Genomic DNA, 26,794 nt, shown 5'->3' with positions numbered 1-26,794 from the left:
TCAGGCCGCCACGGCGGGCCGAAGGCGGTGCCAGTCGGTGGCGAGTTGGTATTGGTGGGCGACGTTGAGCATGCGCGCCTCGGCGAAGTAGTTGCCGATGAGTTGCAGGCCGATCGGCCGGCCATCACCGCCGAAGCCGCAGGGCAGCGACATGCCGGGCAGGCCGGCCAGGTTCACCGCAATCGTGTAGATGTCGGACAGATACATCTGAACCGGGTCGGCGTTCTTGGCGCCGAGGTCGAAGGCGGTGGTCGGCGCGGTCGGGCCCAGGATCACGTCGCACTGCTTGAAGGCTTCGATGAAGTCGTTGGCGATCAGGCGGCGCAGCTTCTGGGCCTGGATGTAATAGGCGTCGTAATAGCCGTGCGACAGGACATAGGTGCCGATCAGGATGCGGCGCTTCACCTCGGCGCCGAAGCCCTCGGCCCGGGTCTTCTCATACATGTCGGTCAGGTCTCTGTACTCGGCCGCGCGGTGACCGTAGCGCACGCCGTCGAAGCGCGACAGGTTGCTCGAGGCCTCGGCCGGGGCCAGCACGTAATACACCGGCACCGAAAGATTCATGTTGGGCAGCGAGACCTCGATCGTCTCGGCGCCCAGCTTCTTGTATTCCGCAATCGCTGCCTCGACGGCCTTGGCCACATCGGGTGCCATGCCCTCGCCGAAGAACTCGCGGGGCAGGCCGATCTTCAGGCCCTTGAGCGGCTGTGCGAGGTCGCGGCTGTAGTCCTCTTTCTCGCGCTGCAGCGAAGTGGAGTCGCGGCTGTCGAAGCCGGCCATGACGTTGAGCAGCAGGGCGCAATCCTCGGCGCTGCCGGCCATCGGGCCGGCCTGGTCGAGGCTGGAGGCGAAGGCGATCATGCCATAGCGCGAGCAGACGCCATAGGTCGGCTTCAGCCCGGTGATGTTGCACAGCGCCGCCGGCTGGCGGATCGAGCCGCCGGTGTCGGTGCCGGTGGCGGCCGGCGCCAGGCGCGCGGCGACGCAGGCCGCGGCACCGCCGGAAGAGCCGCCGGGCACCGCCTTCGGGTCCCAGGGGTTCTTCACCGGGCCGAAGTAGGAGGTCTCGTTCGACGAGCCCATGGCGAACTCGTCCATATTGGTCTTGCCCAGGCTGGGCATGCCCGCGGCCTTGAACCGGCTGATGATGTGGGCGTCGTAGGGGGCGACGAAGTTGGCCAGCATCCGCGAGCCGCAGGTGGTCAGCCAGCCCTCGGCGCAGAAGATGTCCTTGTGCGCCACCGGGATGCCGGTGAGCGGACCGGCCTCGCCCCGGGCGCGGCGCGCGTCGGCGGCGCGGGCCTCGGACAGGGTCTTGTCGCGGTCGACCGTGATGAAGGCGTTGAGTTCGGGGTTGAGCGCCTCGATGCGGTTAAGGTACTCGGTGCAAAGCTCGACGCTCGATGTTTTGCCCCCGGCGAGCAGGCTGGAGAGTTCTTTTAGGCTGGCGTTGATCATGAACTTAGTCGACGGTTGGCAGTCCCCAGTCTGCAGATTCAGGCGGGAAATTCCTGCCCACTGCAAACTGCCGGCTGATTACTCGATCACCTTGGGCACCAGATACAGGCCCGCCTCGGTCTGCGGCGCAATGGCCTGGAAGGCGGCGCGCCGGTCGGTCTCGGTCACGACATCCTCGCGCAGGCGCTGATAGACCTCCTGGGCATGGGCCATGGGGGTGACGCCGCGGGTGTCCACCGCCTGCATCTGCTCGATCAGCCGGAAGATGCCGTTGAGCTGCTCGCCGGTCTGGGCGGCCTCGGCCTCGGTCACACGGATGCGGGCCAAGCGGGCGATGCGGAGGATGTCCTGGTGGGAGAGCGACATGACGATATTTGGCGTTGGAAACTATGGCAAAAACCCTTGTAGGGTATCATAATCGGGCAATTTTCTGATTCGCCGGATAGGGCCTGGATAACGTATGTTTGGATTGCTTCGCGGTTACTTCTCCACCGATCTTGCCATCGACCTCGGTACGGCCAACACCCTGATCTATGTTCGGGGCAAGGGCATCGTGCTGGACGAGCCCTCCGTCGTGGCGATTCGCCACGAAGGCCCCTCCGGCAAGAAGACCATCCAGGCGGTGGGCATCGAGGCCAAGCAGATGCTGGGCCGCACGCCGGGCAACATCCAGGCGATCCGGCCGATGAAGGACGGCGTGATCGCCGACTTCAACGTCACCGAGCAGATGTTGAAATACTTCATCAAGAAGGTGCACGACACCCGGCTGTTCCACCCGAGCCCGCGCATCATCATCTGCGTGCCCTCGGGCGCGACCCAGGTCGAGCGCCGCGCCATCCGCGAATCGGCCCTGGGCGCCGGCGCCCGCCAGGTCTATCTGATCGAGGAGCCGATGGCGGCCGCGATCGGCTCCGGCCTGCCGGTGGCCGAGGCGACCGGCTCCATGGTGGTCGACATCGGCGGCGGCACCACCGAGGTGGGCGTCACCTCCCTGGGCGGCCTGGTCTATTCGACCTCGGTCCGGGTCGGCGGCGACAAGTTCGACGAGGCCATCATCAACTACATCCGCCGCAACTACGGCATGCTGATCGGCGAGACCACGGCGGAAACCATCAAGAAAGAAATGGGCTCGGCCTTCCCCGGCTCCGAAGTGCGCGAGATGGAAGTCAAGGGCCGCAACCTGGCCGAGGGCATCCCGCGCAGCTTCACCATCACCTCGAACGAGATCCTGGAGGCGCTGACCGAGCCGCTCAACACCATCGTCTCCGCGGTGAAGTCGGCCCTGGAGCAGACCCCGCCCGAGCTCGGCGCCGACATCGCCGAGAAGGGCATGGTGCTCACCGGTGGCGGCGCCTTGCTGCGCGACATCGACCGCCTGCTGATGGAAGAGACCGGCCTGCCGGTGATCATCGCCGAAGAGCCGCTGGGTTGCGTGGTGCGCGGCTCGGGCCGGGCGCTGGAAGAGATGGATCAGCTGTCCACCGTGTTCACCAACGACTGAGGTGCCACTGAACTTCGCCGGATCAATTCCTGCCCTGCATAACCGACCGGCAACCGGTCGGCAGTGCCGGCGTCTCCCCGAAACCCCCCGCACGCCGTCCCCCGGCGCGGCTTGCTGAGTTAGGCCATGTCCCCCGCTACCCAGGCGCCGATGTTCGTCAGAGAGATGGGCCTGACCGCCCGTTTCGGCATCTACCTCCTGGCCTGTCTCACCCTGATGGCGGCCGACAGCCGCTACGACGCCCTGGGCAAGGTGCGCGCCGGCTTCAATGCCGTCATCCACCCCGCCCAGCAGGCCGTCATCTGGCCCTTCGACTTCCTGGCCAATGCCGGCGGCTTCTTCACGGTGCACAGCGAATTGCTGAACGAGCGCAACCGGCTGCTGCGCGAGCGCGAGCTGTTGCGCGCGCGGCTGCAGGAGTATCAGGCCCTGCAGGCCGAGAACGTGCGTCTGCACACCCTGGCCGGCCTGCCGCCGGCGCCGGGGCTGACCCGGGTGCCGGCCGAGATCATCCGGGCCGAGCAGGACCCCTTCGCGCGCAAGGTCATCGTCAATCGCGGCAGCCTGCACGGCGTGATCGCCGGCCGCCCCGTAATCGACGAAGCCGGTCTGATCGGCCAGGTCACCCAGGTCTTCCCGGCCTCGGCCGAGGTCACCCTGCTCACCGACCGCAACCAGTCGGCGCCGGTGCAGGCCACGCGCAACGGCATGCGCATCCTGGTCTCGGGCATGGGCAACGACAGTCTGCTGGAAGTGCGCTATTTGGATCTGCACGCCGACCTCAAGCCGGGCGACATCCTGGTCACCTCCGGCCTGGACGGCGTCTACCCGGCCGGCCTGCCGGTGGCCAGGGTACTGGGGATCGAGCTGCCCCGGCACAACCCCTTCGCCCGGGCGACCTGCCAGCCGCTCGGCGGCATTGGCCGGCATCGCCACGTGGTGATCTTGTTGCCGGAGGCACGCGCATGAGCGGCCCGGCCAAATCCACCGGCAGCAAGCCGCTGATCCCCCAGGGCGAGCAGCTGGCGCGGCCGCCGACCCGGACCATGGTCTATCTCAGCCTGGCCATCGGTTTTCTGCTCACCGTGCTGCCCTGGCCCCAGGCCGCCTTGTGGCTGGTGCCCGATTTCGCCCTGCTGGTGCTGATCTACTGGAACATCCACGCCCCGCGCCTGGCCCCGCTGGGCGCGGCGTTCGCCCTCGGCCTGATGATGGATGCCGCCCACGGCCTGATGTTCGGCCTGCACGCCCTGTCCTATTGCGTGGCCACCTTCGTGGTGCTGATGCTGCGTCGCCGACTCGACTTCTTCTCCGCCCGGGGCCAGGCCCTGCACCTGGCGCCGATCTTCCCCCTGCAGGAGGCGCTAGTCCTGCTGCTGGGCATGGCATACGGTCAGGCCCAGCCCGACTGGCGTTATCTCGCGGCCGGCGTGGTCGCCGCGGCACTGTGGGTGCCGGCCTCTTTCGTGCTCGACCGCTTGACCGGGCGGCCGGCGCGGCTGGACAAGGTGCGCGGCGGCTGATGGCGACTTCCCTGCGGATGGTCAATCCGGACGAGGAGCTGCGTCGCTACAACTTCCGGATCAAGGTTGCCAGCGGCATCGTCGTGGCCGCCTTCAGCGTCCTGTTCAGCCGCTTCGTCTGGCTGCAACTGGTCGAATACGACCGCTACCACGCCCTGGCCGAGAACAACCGCATCTCGCTCATGCCCAATGCCCCGGCCCGCGGCATCATCTATGACCGCAACGGCACCGTGCTGGCGCACAACTTCGCGGCCTATACCCTGGAGATCACCCCGGCCAAGGCGGGCAAGCTGGAAGACACCATCAATCGCCTGTCCGAGATCGTCAGCATCGACGCCGGCGACCGCAAGCGGTTCAAGAAGCTCATGGCCGAGAGCAAGAACTTCGAGACCTTGCCGATCAAGCTGCGGCTGACCGAAGCGGAGGTCGCTCGCTTCGCCGTCAACAGTTTCCGTTTCCCCGGGGTCGAGGTGAAGGCTCGGCTGTTCCGGCAATATCCCATGGGCGATGCCTTCGCCCATGTCATCGGCTATATCGGCCGGATCAACCAGCGCGACGAGGACCGCCTGCAGGCCTCGGGCCAGGCCGCCAACTACCGCGGCTCCGACCACATCGGCAAGGCCGGGGTGGAGGAGAGCTACGAAACCCTGCTGCACGGCGTCACCGGCATCGCCCAGGTCGAAACCGACTCCGGCGGCCGGGCGGTGCGGGTGCTGGCCCAGACCCCGCCGGTGGCCGGCAACAACGTCTATCTGCATCTGGACGCCAAACTGCAGGAGATCGCGACCAACGTCTTCGGCCCCTATCGCGGTGCCCTGGTCGCGCTCGACCCGCGCAACGGTGGCGTGCTCGCCCTGGTGTCCAAACCCGGCTACGACCCCAACCTGTTCGTCGATGGCATCGACGTGACGAATTGGCGGGCGCTCAACGACTCACCGGACAAACCCCTGGTCAACCGCGCCCTGCGCGGCATCTATCCGCCCGGCTCGACGATCAAGCCGTTCATGGCGCTGGCCGGCCTCGAGCTGGGCTACCGCAAGCCGGGCGACGTCATCTCCGACCCAGGTTACTACTCGCTGCCCGGCAGCAGCCACCGCTATCGCGACTGGAAGAAGGACGGCCATGGCGTGGTCGACCTCAAGAAGTCGGTGGTGATTTCCTGCGACACCTATTACTACCGGTTGGCCAACGAGATGGGCATCGAGAAGATGTCCGGCTTTTTGTCCCAGCTGGGCTTCGGTCACAAGACCGGCATCGACCTCGATGGTGAACTCACCGGTCTGATGCCGACGCCGGAGTGGAAGCAGAAACGATTCAAGCAGCAGTGGTGGGCGGGCGAGACGGTGATCGCCGGCATCGGCCAGGGCTACACCCTGGCCACGCCCTTGCAGCTGGCGGTGGCGACCATGGCGGTGGCCAACAACGGCACGGTCTATCAGCCGCAATTGCTCCGCGGCTGGCGCGACACCATGACCGGCCGCATCACCCAGAACCCGCCCAAGATCGCGGCCCAGCTCAAGCTCGATCCCGAGCACCTGCGCCTGGTCAAAGAGGCCATGGTCGACGTCACCCGGCCGGGCGGCACTGCCGCCGGCGCCGGTGCCGGCGCCGAATACCTGTTCGCCGGCAAGACCGGCACCGCCCAGGTGATCGGCATTAAGCAGGGCGAGCGCTACAACGAAAGCAAGGTGGCGGCGCGGCACCGCGACCACGCCCTGTTCATCTCCTTCGCCCCGGCCGACGATCCCAAGATCGTGGTCGCGGTGATGGTGGAAAACGGCGGCCACGGCGGCTCCACCGCGGCACCGATCGCACGCAAGGTGATCGACTACTGGCTGCTGGGCAAGATTCCCGAGGCCCTGAAGGAAGACGCGGCGGCCGAAAGCGGCGAGAACGAGGATGTGCCGCCGCCGGCTGAACAGGCGACACAAGCGCTACGCACGACGCCAGCGGCGAGGACGACACGATGAATATCCGGCACCTGATGAAACGCCTGTTCGGCCACATCGACCGGCCCCTGGCCGGCCTGCTCGGCCTGCTGCTGCTGCTGAGCATCGTCACCGTGTTCAGCGCCTCCAACACCAGTCTCGACAAGCTGACCGATCACCTGATCAACATCTCGATCGCCCTGACCGCCATGGTCGCCATCTCCCACGTGCCGCCGCAGCGGCTGATGCAGTTCGTGCTGCCGGCCTACATCCTCGGCGTCATCCTGCTGGTCGGCGTCGCCGTGGCCGGCGAGGTGGTCAATGGCGCCCGTCGCTGGCTGCACATCGGCGTCACCCGCATCCAGCCGTCCGAATTGATGCGCCTGGCGGTGCCGATGATGGTCGCCTGGTACCTGCATTACCGGCAGGAGACCCTGAATACCCGCCATTACGCCACGGCCGCCGTGCTGCTCCTGATCCCGGTCGGCCTCATCCTGCGCCAGCCCGACCTCGGCACCGCGCTGATGATCAGCGCCTCCGGCGTCTATGTCCTGTTCCTCGGCGGCCTGTCCTGGCGCATCATCGCGGGCGGCATCGTCATGGCCGGGGCGGCCCTGCCCTTCGCCTGGCATTTCCTGCACGACTACCAGCGCCAGCGGGTGCTGACCCTGCTCGATCCCAGCTCCGATCCGCTCGGCGCCGGCTACCACATCATCCAGTCGACCATCGCCGTCGGCTCCGGCGGCATGGCCGGCAAGGGCTGGCTCAACGGCAGCCAGGCCCACCTCGATTTCCTGCCCGAGCGCACCACCGACTTCATCTTCGCCGTGTTCTCCGAGGAATTCGGCCTGCTCGGCAACCTGATCCTGCTGCTCCTATATGGCGCCATCATCTACCGTGGCCTGGCCCTGGCCGCCGTGGCGCCCAGCCTGTTCGGCCGGCTTTTGGCCGGTTCCATCGTGCTCACTTTCTTCACCTATGCCTTCGTCAACATGGGCATGGTCTCCGGCATCCTGCCCGTGGTCGGCGTACCGCTGCCGCTGGTAAGCTACGGTGGCACGTCCATGCTCTCGGTATTGATCGGCTTCGGCATCGTCATGAGCGCGGCCAGCCACAAGAAACTGGTGAAGACGTGAAACCGGAACGCCTGCTGCTTCCCGTCCTGCTCGCCGCCTATCTGGCCGGCTGCTCCAGTGTCGGCACGCGGCCGCCGGTGGCCGACGCCGGCGCGCCCAAGAAGGGCGGCTACTACCTGGACGACGGCCCGGGCGACAACCCGCCGGCCGATTTGGCCGCGATCCCGGATGCCGTGCCCAAGTGGGAACCTTTGCACCGGCACGCCAACAAACCCTACACGGCGCTGGGTCGGCAGTATGTGCCGCAGACCACCGAAGAGCCCTACAAGGCGCGCGGCCTCGCCTCCTGGTATGGCCGGCGCTACCACGGCAAGGCCACCTCGTCGGGCGAGCTCTACGACATGTACGGCATGACCGCGGCGCACCCGACGCTGCCGATCCCGAGCTATGTCCGGGTGACCAACCTGAAGAACGGCCGCAGCGTGGTGCTGCGGGTGAACGACCGCGGGCCGTTCAAGGACGACCGCCTGATCGACGTCACCTACACCGCGGCCTTCAAGCTCGACATCCTGCGCGGGGTGACCCTGGTCGAGGTCGAGCGGGTGTTTGCCGAGGATGCGCCGGCCAAGGGCGTCCAGATCGCCCGGGTCGAGCAGCCGGTGGTGGAACCGACGCCGCTGCTGGAACCAACGCCGTTGGCCGAGGCCAAACCGCTAGCGGCGGTGCCGGCAGCGGAGGCGGCCAAGGCCGCGGCGCCGGGCCGCTACCTGCAGGTCGGCGCCTTCGGCAATCCGACCGCCGCCGACGACCTGGCCGCCCGGATCGTCCGCAAGCTCGGGCTTGGCGTGCGGCGGGTGCAGGCGGGGAGCCTGCACAAGGTGCAGATCGGACCGTTCCCCAGTGCCGAGGCGCTGGACCAGGCCAGCCGGACGATCCAGGAGGCCTTCGGCATCCGGCCGCTGAAGATCGAGCTTGGCGGCTAAACGACTAGATGGATGAGAGACCGATGAAAAGACTGAAGACGCTGCTCTGCCTGTTCTGCTTCTGCCTGGCCGGCCCGGCCGCCGCCGCGCTGCCGGTGCCGCCGGCCCCCACCATCGAGGCCCGCGCCTGGCTGCTGGTCGATGTCCAGAGTGGCCAGCCCCTGGCGGCGCGCAACCCCGACGCCCGCGTCGAGCCGGCCTCGCTGACCAAGCTGATGACCGCCTACATCGCCTTCAGCGCCATCCGCGACGGCCGTCTGGCGCTGAACCAGCCGCTGGTGGTGTCGGAGAAGGCCTGGCGGGCCGAGGGCTCGCGCATGTTCCTCGACCCGAAAAAGCCGGCCATGGTCGAAGACCTGCTCAAGGGCATGATCGTGCAGTCGGGCAACGACGCCTGTATCGTGCTGGCCGAGGCCATCGCCGGCAGCGAGGAGAGCTTTGCCGCGCTGATGAACCAGACCGCCAAGCGCCTGGGCATGGGCCAGACCCACTTCGTCAATGCCACCGGCCTGCCGCACCCGCAGCACTACAGCACGGCGCGCGACCTGGCCCGGCTGACGGCGCAGCTGATCCGCGAATTTCCCGAGTTCTACAAGCTGTACTCCATGAAGGAATACGCCTACAACGGCATCACCCAACCCAACCGCAACCGCCTGCTCTGGCTCGACCCCAACGTCGACGGCGTCAAGACCGGCCATACCGAAAGCGCCGGTTATTGCCTGATCGCCTCCAGCCAGCGCGACCAGCGCCGCCTGCTCTCGGTGGTGGTCGGCACCAGCTCCGACACGGCGCGGGCCATGGAAAGCCAGAAGCTGCTCAACTACGGTTTCCAGTTCTTCGAGACCGCCCGGCTCTACAACGCCAACCAGGCCGTGGCCCGCATCCGCCTGTACAAGGGCAGCGAGAACGAGGTGCATGCCGGCTTCCTCCACGACTTTTTCATCACCGTGCCGCGCGGCACGGCCAAGCGGGTGAAGGCCGAGCTGCACTTCATCAACCCCATGCTCGCCCCGGTCAGCCGCGGCCAGAAGGTGGCCAACCTGCGCCTCTCGCTGGACGGCCAGACGCTAGGCGACTTCCCGCTGGTCGCCCTGCAGGGCGTCGGCGTCGCTAACGTCATCGGTCGCGGCTGGGACAGCCTGCTGCTGATGTTCAAGTGATCAAGCGGTCGGTCGGCAGTAGGCAGCCGGCAGTAAAAGATTTAGCCTTTGCTGACTGCTGACTGCTGACTGCTGACTGCTGACTGCTGACTGCTGACTGCTGCATACTGCCGACCAAACCTATGTCGATCGTTTATCTGAACGGTGAATATCTCCCGCTGGAAGAAGCCAAGATCCCCGTGCTCGACCGTGGCTTCATCTTCGGCGATGGGGTGTACGAGGTCATCCCGGTCTACGACCGCCGGCCGTTCCGGCTGGCCGAGCACCTGCGTCGTCTGCAGCACAGCCTGGATGGCATCCGCCTGGCCAACCCGCTGACCGAGGCCGAGTGGAGCGAGTGCATTACCCATATCGCCGAGGCCGCCGAGACCGAGGACCAGGGCATCTACCTGCAGGTCACCCGTGGCCCCGCCCCGCGCGACCACGCCTTCCCCAAGGTGGTGCGGCAGACCGTGTTCATCATGAGCACGCCGTTGACCACGCCGCCGCGCGAGCTGGTCGAGCAGGGCGTCAGTGCCGTCACCGCCGTCGACAACCGCTGGCTGCGCTGCGACATCAAGGCGATCGCCTTATTGCCCAACGTGCTGCTGCGTCAGCTCGCGGTCGACGCCGGCTGCGCTGAGACCATTTTGCTGCGCGACGGTTTTCTCACCGAGGGCGCGGCGAGCAACGTCTTCGTGGTGAGGGACGGCGTCATCCTGGCGCCGCCCAAGTCCAACCTCATGCTGCCCGGCATCACCTACGACGTGGTGCTGGAGATCGCCGCCAACCAGGGCTTCGCCCATGCCGTGCGGCAGGTTTCGGAGGCTGAACTGCGCGGCGCCGAGGAGATCTGGCTGACCTCCTCGACCAAGGAGGTCACCGCCGTGACCCGGCTCGACGGCCGCCCGGTCGCCGACGGCCGGCCCGGCCCGCTGTTCTGGAAGATGCACGCGGCCTACCAAGCCTTCAAGCAGACCGTGATGCGGGCGGCATGAGCCCGCTTGTCCTTCCGGTAAAAGCGCTCATATAGACAACATGCCAGAAGACACCCTGCTCGAATTCCCCTGCGACTTCCCGATCAAGATCATGGGAGAGCGCACCGACGACTTCGCCCAGACCGTGGTTGGGATCGTGCTGCGCCACGCCCCCGACTTCGCCGCCGAGACCGTGCAGATGCGGCCATCCAAGGCAGGCAACTACCTGGCCGTGACCTGCACCATCCGCGCCACCTCCAAATCGCAGCTCGACGCGCTGTACCTGGAGCTGACCGCGCACCCGATGGTCAAGGTGGTGCTTTGAGATAGGCTGGGTTTTTCACTCACGGTTCTCCCCACCCCAAGCCTCCCTTTATGCCCTTCAGGGTGCACAAGTGGGGAGGGAGTTCCCCTCCCCATTGATGGGGGAGGTCGGGAGGGGCTCAGACCAGGCTCTACCTCAGACCCCTCCCCCATTTATGGGGGAGGCTGGGAGGGGCTCAGACCAGGCGCTGCCTCAGACCCCTCCCCCATTTATGGGGGAGGCTGGGAGGGGCTCAGACCAGGCGCTGCCTCAGACCCCTCCCCCATTTATGGGGGAGGCTGGGAGGGGGAGCCCGACCAAGGTAGTTTGATTCCCCGTCAACAAGCTGTTTTTCTCAACTCAAAAGCCTGGCCGACGGGCAGCGGGAAGCCTCAGTGAACCCCTAGTCTGCGCTCCAGTACGGCGTGGCGATCGGCTCGCCCAGGTCGGCCTCCACCAGGCGCCGGCGCACTTCCAGCAGACGCTCGATCAGGGGCGGCTCGGCCTGGGCATAGGCCTTTGCGTCGGGCACGCGCCTGACCACCACGCCGAGCAACTCGGTGATGGCGTTGCCGATGGAGTTCTGGCTGATGGTGACGATGAGCTGGCCGCGGTCGTTGCGGTAGATCAGTTGTTTGAAGGCCGGCTGCCAGCGGATGGCGTTGGCGTATTTGGCGTCGTGCATGCAGCGGTCGCGCACCATTTTCGCGGTCTTCAAGAGGTCGTTGTTGAACAGCAGCCGCTCCTCCACCAGCTCGGGAAAATACACGTCGCGCGGCATGGGCGAGTTGCGGGTGGAGACCTGGCCGAAGAAGGTGCGGTAGAAGTCGAGGAAGCCCTTGAGGATGGTGTCGTATTCTTTCCAGAAGCGCGGCTCGCTGAGCGCGGCACAGCCGCCGACCACCTCCCAGCTCGGCAGGCCCTGCGGGTAGCCGGTGAGCGCGATCTTGCACGAGCCGGACTGGCAGGGCCGCAAGACCTCCAGGTCCAGCGCCTCGATGAAGCCTCGGTAGACATCGCGCATGTAGGCCTGGAACAGCGAATGCTGGCCGCCGTCGGTCAGGTTGGGGTTGTTCGGGTCGGCCAGCGGGGCGGCGGCGAGCTGCGCCTTGTCGAACACGATGAAGTGGTTGTGCAGCATGCGGATCGAGGGCACGCCGGGCGAGGTCAGCGGCCAGGTGGCGTCCAGGCTGGCCTCGCCGGCCAGGATCAGGTGCCGCTCGGGGTCGGGGTACTGCTCCAGCATGTAGTCGTAGATCACATGGTTCATCCGGTTCCAGACGTTGCGCACTGGCTGGGGCACCTGGGTGCGCCGCACCGGCCGGCCCAGGGGGTCGAGGATGCTCTGCGAGGTGTTGTAGATGATCGAGGTGTCGAACTCGGTGCTGTGGCCCAGGGCCTTGCGATAGAGCAGCAGCCCCTCGGGGTTCTGCAGCAGGCCGTTGTTGTGCACCAGGTCGTTGAGGTTCTCGGTGCTGTTGAAGAACTCGTTGGGCTTCATGCCCTCCGGCACCTCCAGCGGAATCTCGCGGAAGGGGGTGACGATCTCTCTTGGACCAGTTTGCATGGGGCGGCTCCGGTAATGCAGCTATCACAGGCCCGGCATTGCAGCACGCGGGGGCGGGCCGAGGCAAAGCGGGGGTTTTTATCGGGATATAGGCGTCTTTAATTTCCGCCCGGGGCCGGGCCTTGCCGCTGGCTAGGCCGACGAATCGTTGTCGTTGGCGCAGACCTTGAGCGACAGCAGCACCGCGCTGCCGATGCCGATCAGGATGAGGCCGGCGTAACGCAGCCATTCGGCCTGGATGAAGTGGAACACCGACACCCCGCCCAAAAGCAGCATGAGGCTGAGGCCCACCCAGCGGGTGCGGCGGCTGATGCAGCGGCTGCGCTCCCAGTTGCGCACGGTCGGGCCGAACAGCCGGCTCGACAGCACCCAGGCGTGCATGCGCGGCGAGGAGCGGGCGAAGCAGCCCACCGCCAGCAGCACGAAGGGCGTGGTCGGCAGCAGCGGCAGCACCAGGCCGGCGCTGGCCAGCAGCAGGAACAGCAGGCCGAGCAGGGTCCACAGGTTGAACATGGCGGGCTAGCTTGCTTTGCGTTTTGTGCCCACCTTGGCGTCGAACCGCGCCTTGTCGATGACGAAGCGCTCGTGCCGGCCGCGCGAGATCGTATCGACGCCGTCGTGCGCGGCCACCGCGAACACCAGGCGCCGGCCGTCCACTTCCACCAGTTCCACCGTCGCCGTCACCTCCAGGCCGGGCGGCGTCGCCGCCTCGTGGCTGACGTCGATGTGGGTACCCACCGTCTGCTCACGCGGCCAGTCCAGGTGCGGGTTCACCGCCTTGATGCAGGCCCATTCCAGAAAGCCGACCAGAAAGCCGGTGGCGAACACCTCGGGCATGGCGACGAACTCCGGCGCTTCCGGGTAGAGCGCCGGCACGGTCTTCGAGGGCGGCACCACGAACTTGTGTTCAAAGCGGATGCCGGGTTTGAGGGTGGGTTTCATGGCGGTTTATCGTTTACCAGGCCGTTGAAAAACTACTGCGGTGGGCCATCTGCGGCGTTGCGCGGTGCTCGCTCCCTCGCCTATCTATTTGATATGTCTCGGTCGCTGCGCTCCGTGCGCCTTGCATCTGGCCATCCTCGCTACGTTTTTCAACAGCCTGTTACTGGGTGGCGTGATTGTAGGGCACTCTTCAAAATCGCGTTCCGTCATCCCCGCGAAGGCGGGGATCCAGTTTTATTACTGGGTTCCCGCCTACGCGGGAACGACGATTCCGATACGTCGCGCTACTGCGAGCGTGCCAGCACTTCGTCGATGAACGCCTGCCAGACCACATCCGGCTGCCACACCGCCCGCAGGGGAAAGGCCGCCGCCGCCTCATCCTCGCCCAGCACCAGGCGGCGATAGAGATAGACGAAGGCCGACACCCGCATGTTCTTGGCGCAGTGCAGCCAGATGCGGCGTCCGGCAAGGGCCCGCATCACGCCGAGGAACTGCTCGAACTGCGCAAGTTCGGGTCGCCCCCACGCCACCGGAATCTGCACATAAGTCAGCCCTTGCCCGGTCACCCGCTCCGCCTCGCCGGCCAGGGCGTTGGACGAGGTCGGCAGGGCGAGGTTGATCACCACTTCGATGCCCAGGTCGGGCAGGTGCCGGATGTCGCGCTCGGAGAGCTGGCCCGAGGTCCAGAGCCAGTCGAAGACCTGGTGGGTGTTTTCGGCGTCCATGCGATGCGGGGACGGGCAGACCCTGTCTTCAACCGGATTGCCTGGCCGGCCATGCCGGGCATCCCGGCCAGCCTTTCATGCGGCCTGTGCGGTATCGGTTTCGCATATCATTACGTCCCTCCCTTGTTTTCTGATTGGCCGCCTTTCGTGCATTTAATGCCTGCTTCCTGTCCTTGGCAATCCCCGTCACGATCATGATGGCTGATGCCGCCCTCTCCCCTAGCCCCTCTCCCAAAGGGAGAGGGGAATTGTTGGTGCGCGTGCTGGGCCGGGTGGCCTATGAGCCGACCTGGCGGCGGATGCAGGCCTTCACCGCCGGGCGCGGGCCAGACACCGTGGACGAGATCTGGTTCGTCGAGCATCCGCCGGTGTTCACCCTGGGCCAGGCCGGCAGGCGCGAACATCTGCTGCGCGATATCGGCATCCCCGTGGTGCCGATCGACCGCGGCGGCCAGGTGACCTATCACGGGCCGGGCCAGCTGGTGGTCTATCTGCTGATCGATCTCAAGCGCCGCGGCATCGGGGTGAAGGAGCTGGTGCGGCGCATGGAGCAGGCGATCATCGACCTGTTGGCCGAGTACGGCATCCGTGCCCAGCGCAAGGCGGGGGCGCCGGGGGTGTATGTGAACGACGCCAAGATCGCGGCGCTGGGCCTGCGGATCAAGAACGGCTGCAGCTACCACGGCCTCGCGCTCAACCTGGACATGGACCTGACGCCGTTCTCGGCGATCAACCCCTGCGGCTACGAGGGCATGGCGGTGACCCAGTTGCGCGACCTGGGGGTAAAGGCCGAATACGGCGCGGTACTGGATGGCCTGCTGCGCAATCTGGAGTTTCAGTTTGCGCGGGATGAGGCGGTAGGGAGCAAGGGGCAGGAACTAGGGGCGTGAGTGTGCGGTAGGCAGTTGGCCGGGGGTAGCCCGGCGGCTAGTCACTTTTCTTGCTCGGCCAAGAAAAGTAACCAAAAGAAGGTCGCCCCGCTTCCGCCGAAATCCCCGGTGCCACTGCCGTCATGCAGGCGGCTCGCCAACTCGCCCTTCGGGCTCAGACAAACTCGCCGGCCTTCGGCTTCCCTGCATGACGCCAGCGTCACCGGCGGCGTCAGAGGGGATGGGCAATTCAACTAACGTGCTGAATTCCCGCAAGCGGGGATACTGTTTGTTTGAGAGAGGGTCGGCGCAGTGCGCCGACCCTCTGGGTTTGGCCTTTGGATATTGAGTCCCCTCTGAGCCGCCGAGTTTGAGCAAAACGATTGGGGGATTTCGGCGAGTACTGTCTGAGCCCCGAAGGGGCGAGTTACGCAGCCGCCCAATCGTTTTGTTCAAACTCGGGGAGCCGAAGGCCAGCGAAGTGGGGCGTGCTTTCTTTGGTTACCTTTCTTTGCACGAGCAAAGAAAGTAACGCGCTGCCGGGCGCCCCCGGCTGAAAGCCTTCCGCGCACAAATGCCTTACCAAATTCCTAAGCCCTTAGCGCATCTCTGGATTCCCGCCTTCGCGGGAATGACGGCTTTATTTCTTCTTCGCCCGTGGGTGCGCCTGGTCATACACCTTGGCCAGGTGCTGGAAATCCAGATGCGTATACACCTGCGTCGTCGACAGGCTGGCATGGCCCAGCATTTCCTGCACCGCGCGCAAATCGCCCGAGGATTGCAGCACGTGCGAGGCGAAGGAGTGGCGCAGGGCGTGCGGGTGCACCCGTCGGTTGACGCCGTGCTGCAGCGCCAGGCGCTTGAGCCGCTGGTTGACCATGCTGGGCGAGATGCGCGCGCCGCGGGCGCCGACGAACAGGGCCTGCGGATCTTTACTCAAGGCGTGCCGCTCGGGTAGCCAGGCGCGCAGGGCGGCCAGCGCCTGCCGGCCGACCGGCACGATGCGGTCTTTCGAGCCCTTGCCGCGCACCCGTACCTCGCCGCTGTCCAGGTCCACGCTGTCCAGGTTCAGCCCCACCAGCTCGGCCAGGCGCAGGCCGGAGGAATACATCAGCTCGAACATGGCGCGATCGCGCAGGGCGAGCGGGGTCGCCTCGTCCGCGCTCAGCAGTTGCGCCATCTCGTCCGGCGACAGGGCGTTGGGCAGGCGCTTCTCGCCCTTGGGCGGGCGCAGGCCGACGCAGGGGTTGGCCGCGGCCTGGTTGTTGCGGGCGAGGAAGAGATAGAAATTGCGCCAGGCCGACAGGGTGCGGGCCAGGCTCCTGGCGGCGACGCCGCGGCCGTTCAAGGTGGCGAGAAAGCGGCGGATGTCGTGGCTCACAAGCTCGCCGGGCGCGCGGCCGGCGGCCAGCTCGGCCAGCCGGGCGAGGTCGCGGGCGTAGAGGTCGAGGGTGCGCGGGCTGTAGTGGCGCGTTTTGAGATGCGTCAGGAAAGCGTCGATGGATTGCGCGAAGCCGTTGCTCATCACCGTGACCTCATGTGCCCTCCCCACATGTGGGGAGGGTTAGGGTGGGGAGATCGCGGCGGTTTCGTTCACCACAATGCTCCCCCTCCCAACCTCCCCCGCTCGCGGGGGAGGGGTGCACCTGGTCGAATGTCCGGCGCACCATGATTTTCAAGGTGTCAGACGAAGCGCGACAGGGCGGCGCCGGTCAGCTCCGCCAGCCACTGCAGATAGAGCGTGCCCATCTCCGGGTAGAAGCGGCGGGCGTCTTCCGAGGACAGCACCAGGAGACCCTTCATGTTGGCCTCTTTCAGCGGGGCCAGGGCGAAGGACTGCTGATGGGGACCGGCCTCGCCCAGCCAGGCGCGCACCTCCTCCGGCACGCTGTGGCCGCACTGGGGCGCGGTCAGGCCCTCGGCCATGACGCGGATGTCCTCGCTGACCGGGCCGAACTCGGGCAGGTCCTGCGGCTGCCCGGTCCACAGGCGCACGGCGACGTGGGGCACGGCGAAGCTCTCGCCCAGGTTGAGGTAGAGCGCCTGCAGCGCCGACTCCAGGTCGCGCGCCCGCATCAGATCCAGCGACAGCCGGTGCAGCTTCTCGCCGATGGCGTCGTTCTCCTCGGCGAACTGGATGAACTCCTTCAGCCGGTTTTCCAGGCCGCGCGCCTTGTCGCGCAGCATCAGCACCTGGCGCTCGCCGATGGAGATGGCCTGGCCGCTGTGCGGGTGCGGCACGTTGATCTGCGACAGGAGCTCGGTGTAGTGGGCGAAGAACTCGGGGTTGTCCTGCAGGAAGCGGGCGACTTGCTCGTGCGTGATGATGTCGGTGCTCATAGTGTGATTTCGCCTTCGAAAACGGTCACGGCCGGGCCGGTCAGGTAGACGGGGGCGTCGCCGCCCGCCCAGCGAATGGTAAGCGCTCCGCCGCGGGTTTGCACCTCCACGACGGGGTCGAGCAGGCCGCGCTGAATGCCGGCCACCACGGCGGCGCAGGCGCCGGTGCCGCAGGCCAGGGTTTCGCCCGAGCCGCGTTCGAACACGCGCAGCTTGATCGCGCGCCGATGCACGAGTTGCATGAAGCCGACGTTGACCCGCTGCGGGAAGCGCGGATGGCGCTCGATCTCGGGGCCCCAGGTGGCGACCGGCGCGGTCTCGATGTTGCAGGTCTCCAGCACCGCGTGCGGGTTGCCCATGGACAGTGCGACGATCTCGACCGGGCCATCGGCAATGTCCAGGACATAGGTGGTCGCCCGCGCCTCGGCGACGAAGGGGATGTCGGCCGGCTCGAACCGGGGCGGGCCCATGTCCACCGTGACCTGGCCGTCGGCTTCCAGCCGGGGCACGATGATGCCGGCGGCGGTTTCGACCCGGATCTCACGCTTGTTCGTGAGCCCCTTGTCGTGGACGAAGCGGACGAAGCAGCGGGCGCCGTTGCCGCACTGGCTGACCTCGCCGCCGTCGGCGTTGAAGATGCGGTAGCGGAAGTCGACCCCGGCCTGCGTGGGCGCCTCCACCAGCAGGATCTGGTCGCAGCCGATGCCGAAGTGGCGGTCGGCGATGAAGCGCAGCTGTTCCGGCGTCAGGGCGACACGCTGATGGATGCCGTCGAGCACGACGAAGTCGTTGCCGGCGCCGTGCATCTTGGTGAATTTCAGTGTCTGGCTCATGTGAACAGCGCGACGTAGTCCTTGAGGATGCAGCGATCCATCACCACCGTCATGCCGGCGGCGCGGGCCTTTTCCGCCGCCGCCTCATGGACGATGCCTTCCTGTATCCATATCGCAGGCAAGTTTAGCGCGAGGCATTCCGCCACGACAGCGGGGATGTGCTCGGCGGCGCGGAAGACATCGACCAGGTCGATCGTATCCGGCACCTCGGCCAGCGAGGCATAGGCCTTCTCGCCCAGCACGCTGTCCACCGCCGGCCGCACCGGGATGATGCGGTAGCCGAAGCCCTGCAGGGCGCGGGCTACCGTATGGCTCGGCCGGCCCGGCTTGGGCGACAGGCCGACCACGGCGATGGTCTTCACCCCTTTGAGCAGGGCGCGCAGTTCGTCGTCGGTGGGGTTTGGAAAGGTCATTGGTAAATCTCGATATGCGTTTGGTTATTGGGTAAGCCGATTTCCCTCACCCTGCCCTCCCCCGGAGGGGGAGGGTTATTCTCCCTTCTCCCTCCGGGAGAAGGGAGGGGGATGAGGGGCAGCCTGTAGAGGCACTCATGCGGTCTCCAGGTTCTTGGTCATCACGTAGTCGTCCATGACATATCCGCTACCGATATCTTCGACGATGGGCACCAGCACCTCGAAGCCGTATTTGCGATAGGCCGCGATGGCCTTGGCGTTGTGCCGGTTCACCCGCAGCACCAGGCGGCGCGAGCCGTGGCGGTGGGCGTGCTCGGCCATCAGGTCCATCAGCAGGTGGCCGATGCCGTGGCGTTGATAGTCCGGATGCACATACAACTTGTCCAGCTTGTAGTCGCCGTCCATCAGGGCGTAGCCGTGGGCGAAGCCGAGCAACACATCGCCGGCGCGGGCCACCAGCCAGCGGTCGCCGCGCGCCAAAGTCTGCCGGATCAGGCCGGGTTTGTAGCGCTCACGCAGCATGTAGTCGATCTGCTCGACGCTGATGATGCCGGGATAGTGGGCATGCCAGATCAGGCGGGCGAGCTCGGCCACGGCCTCGGCCTCGTCCAGGGCCAGGGGGGCGACGGCGATCTCTTCAATCATATAAGCGCGCCTCGCCCTCGGGCCGGGTCTTGAACCGCTGGTGCAGCCAGAAATACTGCTCGGGCCGCTCGCGCACGCGGTCTTCGATGAAGGCGTTCATCCGGCGCACGTCGGCCTCGACATCGCCGGTGGGAAAGTTGTCCCAGGCCGGGTAGAAGCGGGCGACATAGCCCTCGGCGGTCTGCTCGGCGATGCAGGGCACCACCACGGCGCCGGTCAAGGCGGCGATGCGCGACAGGCCGGTCAGGGTGGCGGCGGGCACGCCGAAGAAGGGGGCGAACACGGCGTCGCGCCGGCCGTGGTCGAGATCGGGCAGGTAGTAGAACGGCAGGCCGCGTCGGATCGCGCGCAGTACCGGCTTCACCCCCTCGCGCTTGTCGTACAGCTCGATCGGCCCGAAGCGGCTGCGGGCGCGCTGCATCAGTTGGGCGATCTGCGGATTGCGAATCTTGGCGTAGATCGAGACCGTGGGCGAGTGGACGATGGACAGCCGCACGGCGGCGAGGTTGAGGCCGATGAAGTGCGGCGCCAGGATGATCAGCGGCCGGCCGATGTGCGGCGCGATGTGCTCGAAGCCCTCGATCCGGGTGAGCGCCTCGACCTGTTCCTTCGAGCCCCACCAGGACACCGCCTCCTGCAGGGTGGCGCGGAAGAATGCGCGGTAGTGCGCCTTGAGCAGGGCGGCGCGCTCGGCCTCGGTCTGCTCGGGGAAGCACAGGCGCAGGTTGGTTTCGCCCACCCGCCGGCGGCGGTTGGGCAGACGGTAGATGAGGCCGCCCAGGGCGCCACCCAGCCGACCCAGGGCGCGGGCGCCGAGCAGCTGGTACAGCAGCCAGAGCAGGGCCAGGCCCAGGCGGGTGATCATGCCGGCTCGGCCTCGGGCGGTGGCGGCATGAAGTCGGCCCGGTAGCGATAGATGCGGTAGTTCCACAGATATTGCGCGGGGTGGCGGCGCACCGCCGCCTCGATCCGGCGGTTGACCTCGGCCCCAGCCTGCGCCGGCTCGGCCGGCAGATCCAACGGTTCGATGTGCAGGCGAAAGCCGCGGCCGAAGGACAAACGCTCGGCATAGACCAGGAGCGGCGTGGCGCCGGAGGCCTCGATCAGGCGGTAGGGCAAGAGCGGCATGTAGGCAGGGCGGCCGAAGAAGGGCAGCCAGGCGCCGTCGCCCTTGCTCGCGGTCTGGTCGGGCAGGATGAAGACGAACTCGTTGCGCTTGAGTGCCTTGAGCATGGCGCGCACGCCCCGGGTGCCCGGTTCCACCGTGGTGAGCCGGCCGCGCTGGCGCCCGGCCAGCATCAGCTCGTGGAACCAGTCCTGGCGCGGCCGGCGGTAGAGGGCGGTGACCGGGAAATGGGGCGCGAAATACAGCCCGGCCAATTCCTGGCTGCCCAGGTGGGGGCAGAGCAGGACCACGCCGCGGCCCCGGGCCACGGCGGCCTCGACGTGCTGCCAGCCCTGGCATTCGCGCACCAGCCTGAGGGCGCGGCCCAAGGGCCGCAGCCAGATCGGCAGCAGCTCGAGCACGCCCTTGCCCAGCTCGGCCGCGGCCCGGCCGCGCAGGCCGGCCGTGTTGAGCCCGGCCTGGCCCAGGTTGAGCGCCATGTCGTGACCCAGCCGAGGCCGCAGCAGCAGAACCAGGCGACCCAGCCCGGCGCCCAGGGCATGGGTCAGCGGCAGGGGCAGCCAGGCGAAAAGCCTTAATAACACTCGCATGAGGGGATTATTACTTAAGTGCGGGCCGGATTGACCAATAAAGCGCGCAAGGCTAGCATGCGCCCTACGTCTGGTGACAGACGAGCCGCCGAGTTAATTGCAGCGATGCAGAGAGACAAATTGCGGGCGGGATAGAAAACCAGCTAAAGCGTCCCGCTCCTGATCCCCGGAGGCGGCCACGCCGAAGAGAATGGGGAAGCAACAGGAGCATTCAATGAGCAAAGAGTATTTCTTCACCTCGGAATCCGTCTCCGAAGGCCATCCGGACAAGGTCGCCGACCAGATCTCCGACGCCGTGGTCGATGCCATCCTGGCGCAGGACCCGCATTCGCGCATCGCCGCCGAGACCCTGGTGACCACCGGCCTGGTCATGATGGCCGGCGAGATCACGACCAATGCCAAAGTCGACTACGCCCGCGTCGCGCGCGAGACCATTCGCCAGATCGGCTATGCCGACCCCAGCCTGCGCTTCGACGCCGACGGCTGCTCGGTCCATGTCTGCTATGGCCAGCAGAGCGCCGACATCGCCCAGGGCGTGAACGCCGCCTATGACGACAACCTGGACCAGGGCGCCGGCGACCAGGGCCTGATGTTCGGCTTCGCCTGCGACGAGACCCCGCAGCTGATGCCCATGCCGATCTGGCTGGCCCACCGCCTGGTCGAGCGCCAGGCCATGCTGCGCAAGGACGGCCGCCTGCCCTGGCTGCGCCCGGACGCCAAGTCCCAGGTCACGCTGAAATATGTCGACGGCAAGCCGCACAGCATCGACACTGTGGTGCTGTCCACCCAGCACACGCCGGAGATGGCCGAAGGCGAGATCGGCAAGCGCCGGATGAAGCAGGCCGCCATCGACGCCATCATCGAGGACATCATCCAGCCCGTGCTGCCCAAGGAGCTGATCAAGGGCAAGATCAACTACCTGGTCAACCCGACCGGCTGCTTCGAGATCGGCGGCCCGCACGGCGACGCCGGCCTGACCGGGCGCAAGATCATCGTCGACACCTACGGCGGTGCCGCCCCCCACGGCGGCGGCGCCTTTTCCGGCAAGGACCCGTCCAAGGTCGACCGCTCGGCCGCCTACGCCGGCCGTTATGTCGCCAAGAACATCGTCGCCGCCGGTTTGGCCAGCAAGTGCCTGGTCCAGGTGTCGTATGCCATCGGTGTGGCCAAGCCGACCAGCGTCATGGTCGAGACCTATGGCACCGGCAAGGTGAGCGATGAGCGCCTGACCGAGCTGGTCCTGCGCCACTTCGACCTGCGGCCCAAGGGCATCGTCAAGATGCTCGACCTGCTGCGCCCGATCTACCAGAAGACCGCCGCCTACGGCCACTTCGGCCGCGACGAGCCGGAGTTCACCTGGGAAAATACGGACAAAGCAGCCGCGCTGCGCGCGGATGCGGGCCTGTAAGGCCCGGCCATGGGCCTTTGTCCGTATTTCGGCGTAGGCTAACTTGCGCAGCAAGTTAAGCACCGAAGGTGCGGCCGAAGCCAAAACGCTAGTTAAAGCGGCGGCCCTGCGGGCCGACGCCGGGCTGTAAGCCCGCGCCACAGGCGTTTATCGGTGTTTCGTCGAAGGCTCTTGTCCCCTTTAGGGTGAACATCGGCATAGCCGATGTTAAGGCGCGTAGCGCCGGCCGGAGACAAAATGCCGATAAAGCAGCGGCCCTGAAGGCCGACGCCGGGCTGTAAGCCCGCCGGAGCGGGCGGCTGTAGCAAATACCGATAAGGCCGACATCGGCTTGTAATCCGGCTGCCATCCCGTTTCAGGGCGGGGTGGCGGTCTGGACAAGCACCTGGGGGTGCAATAAATTCAAGCCCGTTGTCTGTGGGCTGAACATAGAAAAAGGGAGTAGAGATCATGCGACTGCAATCCATCCTGCGGGCCCTGTTTGCAGCCTGGCTGTTTTTCTCCTTCGCCGTTACGGCTGGCGCCAACGAAAGACTTGCTCAAGGTTTCACGGCCTTGCCGGCTGGAGCCAAGGTGGTGGTCATGCCGATGGACGTCGAGCTGTTTTCCATGAGCGCCGGTGGCGTCCTCGAGCCGCAGGCGGAGTGGACCATTCAAGCCCTGGACAACCTCAAGGCCGCGATTCGCAATCGGTCGACCCAGAACGGCGCCGCCTTCAATGACTTTATGGGCGAACCGGATCTGACCATCGACGAATTCAACCGCCTGCACGGCGCGGTCGGTGCCGCCATCAATATCCACCATCTGGGGCCGTTCAAACTGCCGACCAAGGAAGGCCGGCTGGAGTGGACCCTGGGCCCCGAAGTGTCGCTGATCAAGCAGAAGACCGGCGCCGACTATGCCCTGTTCACCTTCATCCGAGACAGCTACGCCAGCAACGAGCGCAAGGCCGCCATTGTGGTCGCCGCCCTGTTCGGCGTCGGCCTCACGGCAGGGGTTCAGGTCGGGTATGCCTCGCTGGTCGACTTGAACACGGGCGATGTCGTCTGGTTCAACCGCCTGATCCGTGGCTATGGCGATCTGCGCGAACCGGGCAACGCCAAAGAGTCGCTCGACGCCCTCCTGCAAAGCTTCCCCGGCTGATCATGGACCGCAGGCAATTCCTTGCGGGCTGCGGTTGCTGCGGCCTGTTGGGCGCCTTGCCGCAGCTGGCCGAGGCCGATTCCTGGCTGATGCCGCCACGCCTGCAGCGGCCGGAGACCGGCACCGACGAGGGCGGTCTCTGGGCGATGCTGGACCGCGAGGAAGCCAAGCTGCGCCGCAGCCTGTTCCTGGTGCGCGACCAGGCGCTCAACGACTATGTCAGCCGTATCGCCTGCCGCCTGGCCGGCGATCATTGCCCGGACATGCGGGTCTATATCGTGCGCACGCCTTTTTTCAATGCCAGCATGGCGCCGAACGGCATGATGCAGGTCTGGACCGGTTTGTTGTTGCGCATGGCGAACGAAGCCCAGCTGGCGGCCGTATTGGGCCATGAGATCGGTCATTACCTGGCGCGCCACTCGCTCGATCGTCTGCGCGATGTCAAAAGCCGCTCTGCCTTCGGTCAATTCCTCGGCATTGCCCTGAGCGCGGCCGGGGCGGGGGGTGCGGCACCTTTGGCCCAGCTGGCGCTGACTGCGGGGATGTTTGCCTATGAGCGGGAACACGAGCGCGAGGCCGATCGCATCGGCCTGGAATTGATGGCGCGCGCCGGCTACCAGCCGATCGAGGCGTCCAAGGTCTGGGCCCAGTTGCTGGAGGAGATCAAGGCCGAGCAGGATTGGACCGGCGATGCCGGTTCGCGCAGTGTCCTTTTCGCCTCGCATCCGCCGGCCGAGGAGCGCCAGCAGGCCTTGGTGGAGCGGGCTGCGCAGATCAGCTCGGCCAAGACCGAGACCGGCGAGGCGGCCTATCGGGCTGCCCTGGGGCCGCATCGTTGGGGGCTGCTGGAGGATGAACTCAAGCGCCGGAAGTCGGGCGAGACCCTGGCCTTGTTCCAGCGCATGGTCGAAGAGGCGCCGAAGGACGGCGAACTGCATTATTTCCTGGGCGAGGCCTACCGCCTGCGTGCCGCCGAGGGCGACCGCCAGCTCGCGCTCGATGCCTATCAGACGGCCGCCAAACAGGCCAATGCGCCGGCCGAGGTTTACCGTTCCATGGGCATGCTCTACCAGCAAACGGGCGAGCGCGATGCCGCACAGAAGGCGTTTCAGCGCTATCTTGCCGTCAAGCCGACTGCGGCCGATGCCGAAATGGTCCAGATGTATCTCAAGGGAGGAGTTTGATCGTGAAGAAGCTGTTGTTGTTGGGTATGACCCTGTTGCTGGCGTCTTGCGCCAACGTGTCGAAGGTGGGCCCCGGCGAGGTGGCGGTGAAGGACCAGCTGACGGCAAAACTCGACAGTGCCTGGAACCGCGTCGAATTTCCCAGCAGCGGCAAATCCGAGCTCTGGACGACGGATGGCCTGACCTTGGACAGCCTGGTGTTCTATGTCGGCGTCGCCGATGGCGAGCCGCTGGCCGAACTGGCCGGCCGCCAGGACAAGCAGCAGGCCCGCTTCCGCTCGGCCATGCCGCCGCATGAGATCGTCGAGCTTTACGGCACGGTGGCGAGCGAAGGCGGCAACAGCTTCAAGCTCGACAAGCTGGCGCCGGCGGCCTTCCTGGGCAACGATGGCTTCCGCTTCGATTTCACCCTGCTGCGCAAGGGCGACGAGGTCGAGCTCAAGGGTGTCGCCTATGGCGCCGTGCGCAACGGCAAGCTGTATCTGATGACCTTCCGGGCGCCCAAGCTGTATTACTTCAACAAGCACCTGGGCCGGGTCGAGGCCGTGGCGCGCTCGCTCAAGCTGCGCGGTTGAGGATGGGGCCGGTCCGCGCTTTGGGATAAAATGCCCCTCCCGCCTGAGGAGCGCTGCAACCCGATCGGGCCAGGCTCAGGCGGGATCACTTAGGTAACGGCGCTCGTTCATTTGTTTAAGGAGTGTGCAATGAACGCGCGCAAAGACTTCACCGACTTCAAAGTCGCCGACCTCAAGCTGGCTGACTGGGGCCGCAAAGAAATCCGCATCGCCGAGACCGAGATGCCGGGCCTGATGGCGATCCGCGAGGAATATGCCAAGACCAAGCCGCTCAAGGGCGCCCGCATCACCGGCTCGCTGCACATGACCATCCAGACCGCGGTGCTGATCGAGACCCTGACCGCGCTGGGCGCCCAGGTGCGCTGGGCCTCGTGCAACATCTTCTCCACCCAGGACCATGCCGCCGCCGCCATCGCGGCCGACGGCATCCCCGTCTATGCGGTCAAGGGCGAATCGCTCGCCGACTACTGGGAGTACACCCACAAGATTTTCGAGTGGCCGGACGGCGGCTATTCCAACATGATCCTGGACGACGGCGGCGACGCCACGCTGCTCTTGCACCTGGGCACCAAGGCGGAGAAGGACCCGTCCGTTATCTCCAAGCCGACCAGCGAGGAGGAGACCATCCTGTTCGCCGCGATCAAGGCCAAGCTCAAGCAGGACCCGACCTGGTATTCCACCCGCATCCGGCACATCAAGGGTGTGACCGAGGAGACCACCACCGGCGTGCATCGCCTGTATCAGATGCACGAGAAGGGCGAGCTCAAGTTCCCGGCCATCAACGTCAACGACTCGGTGACCAAGTCCAAGTTCGACAACCTCTATGGCTGCCGCGAATCGCTGGTGGACGGCATCAAGCGCGCCACCGACGTCATGATCGCCGGCAAGATCGCCGTGGTCTGCGGCTATGGCGACGTCGGCAAGGGCTCGGCCCAGGCCCTGCGCGCCCTGTCCGCCCAGGTGTGGGTGACCGAGGTGGACCCGATCTGCGCCCTGCAGGCGGCGATGGAAGGCTACCGGGTGGTGACCATGGACTACGCCTGCGACAAGGCCGACATCTTCGTCACCGCCACCGGCAACTACCACGTGATCACCCATGACCACATGGTGAAGATGAAGGACCAGGCCATCGTCTGCAACATCGGCCACTTCGACAACGAGATCGACGTCGCCAGCGTCGAGAAATACCAGTGGGAAGAGATCAAGCCCCAGGTCGACCACGTGATCTTCCCCGATGGCAAGCGCATCATCCTGCTGGCCAAGGGCCGCCTGGTGAACCTGGGCTGCGCCACCGGCCACCCCAGCTATGTGATGTCCTCCTCCTTCGCCAACCAGACCATCGCCCAGATCGAGCTGTTCAACCACACCGAGCGCTATCCGGTCGGGGTCTACACCTTGCCCAAGCATCTGGACGAGAAGGTGGCCCGGCTGCAGCTGAAAAAGCTCAATGCCGAGCTGACCGTGCTCACCCCCGAGCAGGCCGCCTACATCGGCGTGCCGGTGGAAGGCCCGTACAAGGCCGAGCACTACCGCTACTGATCGGCC

General features: G+C 66.3%; 28 protein-coding genes and 1 riboswitch. Of the genes, 15 read left to right on the top strand and 13 right to left on the bottom strand.

What is annotated here, in order from left to right:
• Both gatA and gatC read right to left on the bottom strand, forming a co-directional pair.
• A complete protein-coding gene (gene gatA / locus EL388_RS13360) occupies nucleotides 1-1,458 on the bottom strand; it encodes an Asp-tRNA(Asn)/Glu-tRNA(Gln) amidotransferase subunit GatA (RefSeq protein WP_126463878.1) in 1,458 nt (485 codons plus the stop codon).
• A gap of 78 nt (nucleotides 1,459-1,536) precedes the next feature.
• Nucleotides 1,537-1,824 carry an Asp-tRNA(Asn)/Glu-tRNA(Gln) amidotransferase subunit GatC gene (gene gatC, locus EL388_RS13355; protein ID WP_126463877.1) on the bottom strand — a complete coding sequence of 96 codons (288 nt, stop codon included), beginning with the start codon at nucleotides 1,822-1,824 and terminating at the stop codon, nucleotides 1,537-1,539.
• A gap of 94 nt (nucleotides 1,825-1,918) precedes the next feature.
• Here gatC and EL388_RS13350 point away from each other — a divergent pair, with 94 nt between their 5' ends.
• The 9 genes from EL388_RS13350 (at nucleotide 1,919) to EL388_RS13310 (ending at nucleotide 10,910) form a co-directional block, all read left to right on the top strand.
• Nucleotides 1,919-2,959, top strand: a complete 1,041-nt coding sequence (locus tag EL388_RS13350; RefSeq protein WP_126463876.1) for a rod shape-determining protein — start codon at nucleotides 1,919-1,921, stop codon at nucleotides 2,957-2,959.
• A 126-nt stretch (nucleotides 2,960-3,085) separates the two neighbouring features.
• Nucleotides 3,086-3,928 carry a rod shape-determining protein MreC gene (gene mreC / locus EL388_RS13345; RefSeq protein ID WP_126463875.1) on the top strand — a complete coding sequence of 281 codons (843 nt, stop codon included), beginning with the start codon at nucleotides 3,086-3,088 and terminating at the stop codon, nucleotides 3,926-3,928.
• On the top strand, nucleotides 3,925-4,482 hold the full coding sequence (gene mreD / locus EL388_RS13340; protein WP_126463874.1) for a rod shape-determining protein MreD: 558 nt from the start codon (nucleotides 3,925-3,927) through the stop codon (nucleotides 4,480-4,482). Before mreC ends, mreD begins: the two co-directional genes overlap by 4 nt.
• A complete protein-coding gene (mrdA, locus tag EL388_RS13335; protein WP_126463873.1) occupies nucleotides 4,482-6,452 on the top strand; it encodes a penicillin-binding protein 2 in 1,971 nt (656 codons plus the stop codon). Before mreD ends, mrdA begins: the two co-directional genes overlap by 1 nt.
• Nucleotides 6,449-7,546 carry a rod shape-determining protein RodA gene (rodA, locus tag EL388_RS13330; protein ID WP_232019137.1) on the top strand — a complete coding sequence of 366 codons (1,098 nt, stop codon included), beginning with the start codon at nucleotides 6,449-6,451 and terminating at the stop codon, nucleotides 7,544-7,546. The genes mrdA and rodA overlap by 4 nt, the downstream gene beginning before the upstream one ends.
• Complete coding sequence (locus EL388_RS13325; RefSeq protein WP_165919137.1) at nucleotides 7,543-8,469, top strand: septal ring lytic transglycosylase RlpA family protein; 927 nt, start codon at nucleotides 7,543-7,545, stop codon at nucleotides 8,467-8,469. Before rodA ends, EL388_RS13325 begins: the two co-directional genes overlap by 4 nt.
• 23 nt (nucleotides 8,470-8,492) lie before the next feature.
• Entirely contained in the window at nucleotides 8,493-9,629 is a 1,137-nt protein-coding gene (locus EL388_RS13320) for a D-alanyl-D-alanine carboxypeptidase family protein (RefSeq protein WP_126463872.1), read from the top strand.
• A 128-nt stretch (nucleotides 9,630-9,757) separates the two neighbouring features.
• Nucleotides 9,758-10,606 (top strand): D-amino acid aminotransferase, encoded by an 849-nt coding sequence (locus EL388_RS13315; RefSeq protein WP_126464114.1) that lies wholly within the window; start codon nucleotides 9,758-9,760, stop codon nucleotides 10,604-10,606.
• 40 nt (nucleotides 10,607-10,646) lie between these two features.
• Nucleotides 10,647-10,910, top strand: a complete 264-nt coding sequence (locus EL388_RS13310; protein WP_126463871.1) for a YbeD family protein — start codon at nucleotides 10,647-10,649, stop codon at nucleotides 10,908-10,910.
• Nucleotides 10,911-11,292: 382 nt separating this feature from the next.
• Here the strand turns inward: EL388_RS13310 and EL388_RS13305 are convergent, their stop codons facing one another.
• The 4 genes from EL388_RS13305 to EL388_RS13290 all read right to left on the bottom strand — a co-directional run bounded on the left by EL388_RS13305 (nucleotide 11,293) and on the right by EL388_RS13290 (nucleotide 14,123).
• Nucleotides 11,293-12,456 carry a hypothetical protein gene (locus tag EL388_RS13305; RefSeq protein ID WP_126463870.1) on the bottom strand — a complete coding sequence of 388 codons (1,164 nt, stop codon included), beginning with the start codon at nucleotides 12,454-12,456 and terminating at the stop codon, nucleotides 11,293-11,295.
• Between the two features lie 132 nt (nucleotides 12,457-12,588).
• The gene (locus EL388_RS13300; protein WP_126463869.1) at nucleotides 12,589-12,969 is read right to left on the bottom strand and encodes a YbaN family protein; all 381 of its coding nucleotides are present in this window, start codon (nucleotides 12,967-12,969) and stop codon (nucleotides 12,589-12,591) included.
• 6 nt (nucleotides 12,970-12,975) lie between these two features.
• Nucleotides 12,976-13,398 (bottom strand): thioesterase family protein, encoded by a 423-nt coding sequence (locus EL388_RS13295; RefSeq protein ID WP_126463868.1) that lies wholly within the window; start codon nucleotides 13,396-13,398, stop codon nucleotides 12,976-12,978.
• 284 nt (nucleotides 13,399-13,682) lie between these two features.
• Nucleotides 13,683-14,123, bottom strand: coding sequence for a protein tyrosine phosphatase family protein (locus tag EL388_RS13290; RefSeq protein WP_126463867.1), 441 nt, complete (start codon nucleotides 14,121-14,123; stop codon nucleotides 13,683-13,685).
• 194 nt (nucleotides 14,124-14,317) lie between these two features.
• Here EL388_RS13290 and lipB point away from each other — a divergent pair, with 194 nt between their 5' ends.
• Complete coding sequence (lipB, locus tag EL388_RS13285) at nucleotides 14,318-15,013, top strand: lipoyl(octanoyl) transferase LipB (RefSeq protein ID WP_126463866.1); 696 nt, start codon at nucleotides 14,318-14,320, stop codon at nucleotides 15,011-15,013.
• Nucleotides 15,014-15,632: 619 nt separating this feature from the next.
• Here the strand turns inward: lipB and xerC are convergent.
• From xerC to EL388_RS13250, 7 genes are all read right to left on the bottom strand, one after another.
• On the bottom strand, nucleotides 15,633-16,517 hold the full coding sequence (gene xerC, locus EL388_RS13280) for a tyrosine recombinase XerC (RefSeq protein WP_126463865.1): 885 nt from the start codon (nucleotides 16,515-16,517) through the stop codon (nucleotides 15,633-15,635).
• A 158-nt stretch (nucleotides 16,518-16,675) separates the two neighbouring features.
• Nucleotides 16,676-17,332, bottom strand: coding sequence for a DUF484 family protein (locus EL388_RS13275; protein WP_126463864.1), 657 nt, complete (start codon nucleotides 17,330-17,332; stop codon nucleotides 16,676-16,678).
• The gene (dapF, locus tag EL388_RS13270) at nucleotides 17,329-18,165 is read right to left on the bottom strand and encodes a diaminopimelate epimerase (RefSeq protein ID WP_126463863.1); all 837 of its coding nucleotides are present in this window, start codon (nucleotides 18,163-18,165) and stop codon (nucleotides 17,329-17,331) included. Before dapF ends, EL388_RS13275 begins: the two co-directional genes overlap by 4 nt.
• Complete coding sequence (locus EL388_RS13265; protein ID WP_126463862.1) at nucleotides 18,162-18,578, bottom strand: CoA-binding protein; 417 nt, start codon at nucleotides 18,576-18,578, stop codon at nucleotides 18,162-18,164. The genes dapF and EL388_RS13265 overlap by 4 nt, the downstream gene beginning before the upstream one ends.
• Before the next feature lie 135 nt (nucleotides 18,579-18,713).
• Nucleotides 18,714-19,223 carry a GNAT family N-acetyltransferase gene (locus EL388_RS13260; RefSeq protein WP_126463861.1) on the bottom strand — a complete coding sequence of 170 codons (510 nt, stop codon included), beginning with the start codon at nucleotides 19,221-19,223 and terminating at the stop codon, nucleotides 18,714-18,716.
• Nucleotides 19,216-20,088 carry an LpxL/LpxP family acyltransferase gene (locus EL388_RS13255; RefSeq protein WP_126463860.1) on the bottom strand — a complete coding sequence of 291 codons (873 nt, stop codon included), beginning with the start codon at nucleotides 20,086-20,088 and terminating at the stop codon, nucleotides 19,216-19,218. Before EL388_RS13255 ends, EL388_RS13260 begins: the two co-directional genes overlap by 8 nt.
• A complete protein-coding gene (locus tag EL388_RS13250) occupies nucleotides 20,085-20,933 on the bottom strand; it encodes an LpxL/LpxP family acyltransferase (protein WP_232019136.1) in 849 nt (282 codons plus the stop codon). The genes EL388_RS13255 and EL388_RS13250 overlap by 4 nt, the downstream gene beginning before the upstream one ends.
• Nucleotides 20,934-21,153: 220 nt before the next feature.
• Here EL388_RS13250 and metK point away from each other — a divergent pair, with 220 nt between their 5' ends.
• From metK to ahcY, 5 genes are all read left to right on the top strand, one after another.
• Nucleotides 21,154-22,347 carry a methionine adenosyltransferase gene (gene metK, locus EL388_RS13245; RefSeq protein ID WP_126463858.1) on the top strand — a complete coding sequence of 398 codons (1,194 nt, stop codon included), beginning with the start codon at nucleotides 21,154-21,156 and terminating at the stop codon, nucleotides 22,345-22,347.
• Between the two features lie 450 nt (nucleotides 22,348-22,797).
• Nucleotides 22,798-23,490, top strand: a complete 693-nt coding sequence (locus EL388_RS13240) for a hypothetical protein (RefSeq protein WP_126463857.1) — start codon at nucleotides 22,798-22,800, stop codon at nucleotides 23,488-23,490.
• 2 nt (nucleotides 23,491-23,492) lie between these two features.
• A complete protein-coding gene (locus EL388_RS13235) occupies nucleotides 23,493-24,674 on the top strand; it encodes a M48 family metallopeptidase (RefSeq protein WP_126463856.1) in 1,182 nt (393 codons plus the stop codon).
• A gap of 2 nt (nucleotides 24,675-24,676) precedes the next feature.
• Nucleotides 24,677-25,249, top strand: coding sequence for a hypothetical protein (locus EL388_RS13230; RefSeq protein WP_126463855.1), 573 nt, complete (start codon nucleotides 24,677-24,679; stop codon nucleotides 25,247-25,249).
• A gap of 39 nt (nucleotides 25,250-25,288) precedes the next feature.
• A riboswitch (S-adenosyl-L-homocysteine riboswitch) is annotated at nucleotides 25,289-25,361 on the top strand.
• A 17-nt stretch (nucleotides 25,362-25,378) separates the two neighbouring features.
• Entirely contained in the window at nucleotides 25,379-26,788 is a 1,410-nt protein-coding gene (gene ahcY, locus EL388_RS13225) for an adenosylhomocysteinase (RefSeq protein WP_126463854.1), read from the top strand.
• Nucleotides 26,789-26,794 lie beyond the last annotated feature (6 nt).

Origin of the sequence: Sulfuritortus calidifontis, assembly GCF_003967275.1 — a bacterium.
Lineage (GTDB): Bacteria > Pseudomonadota > Gammaproteobacteria > Burkholderiales > Thiobacillaceae > Sulfuritortus > Sulfuritortus calidifontis.
The sequence above is the reverse complement of the archived record's forward strand: the minus strand, read 5'-3'. Positions and strand labels throughout refer to the sequence as shown.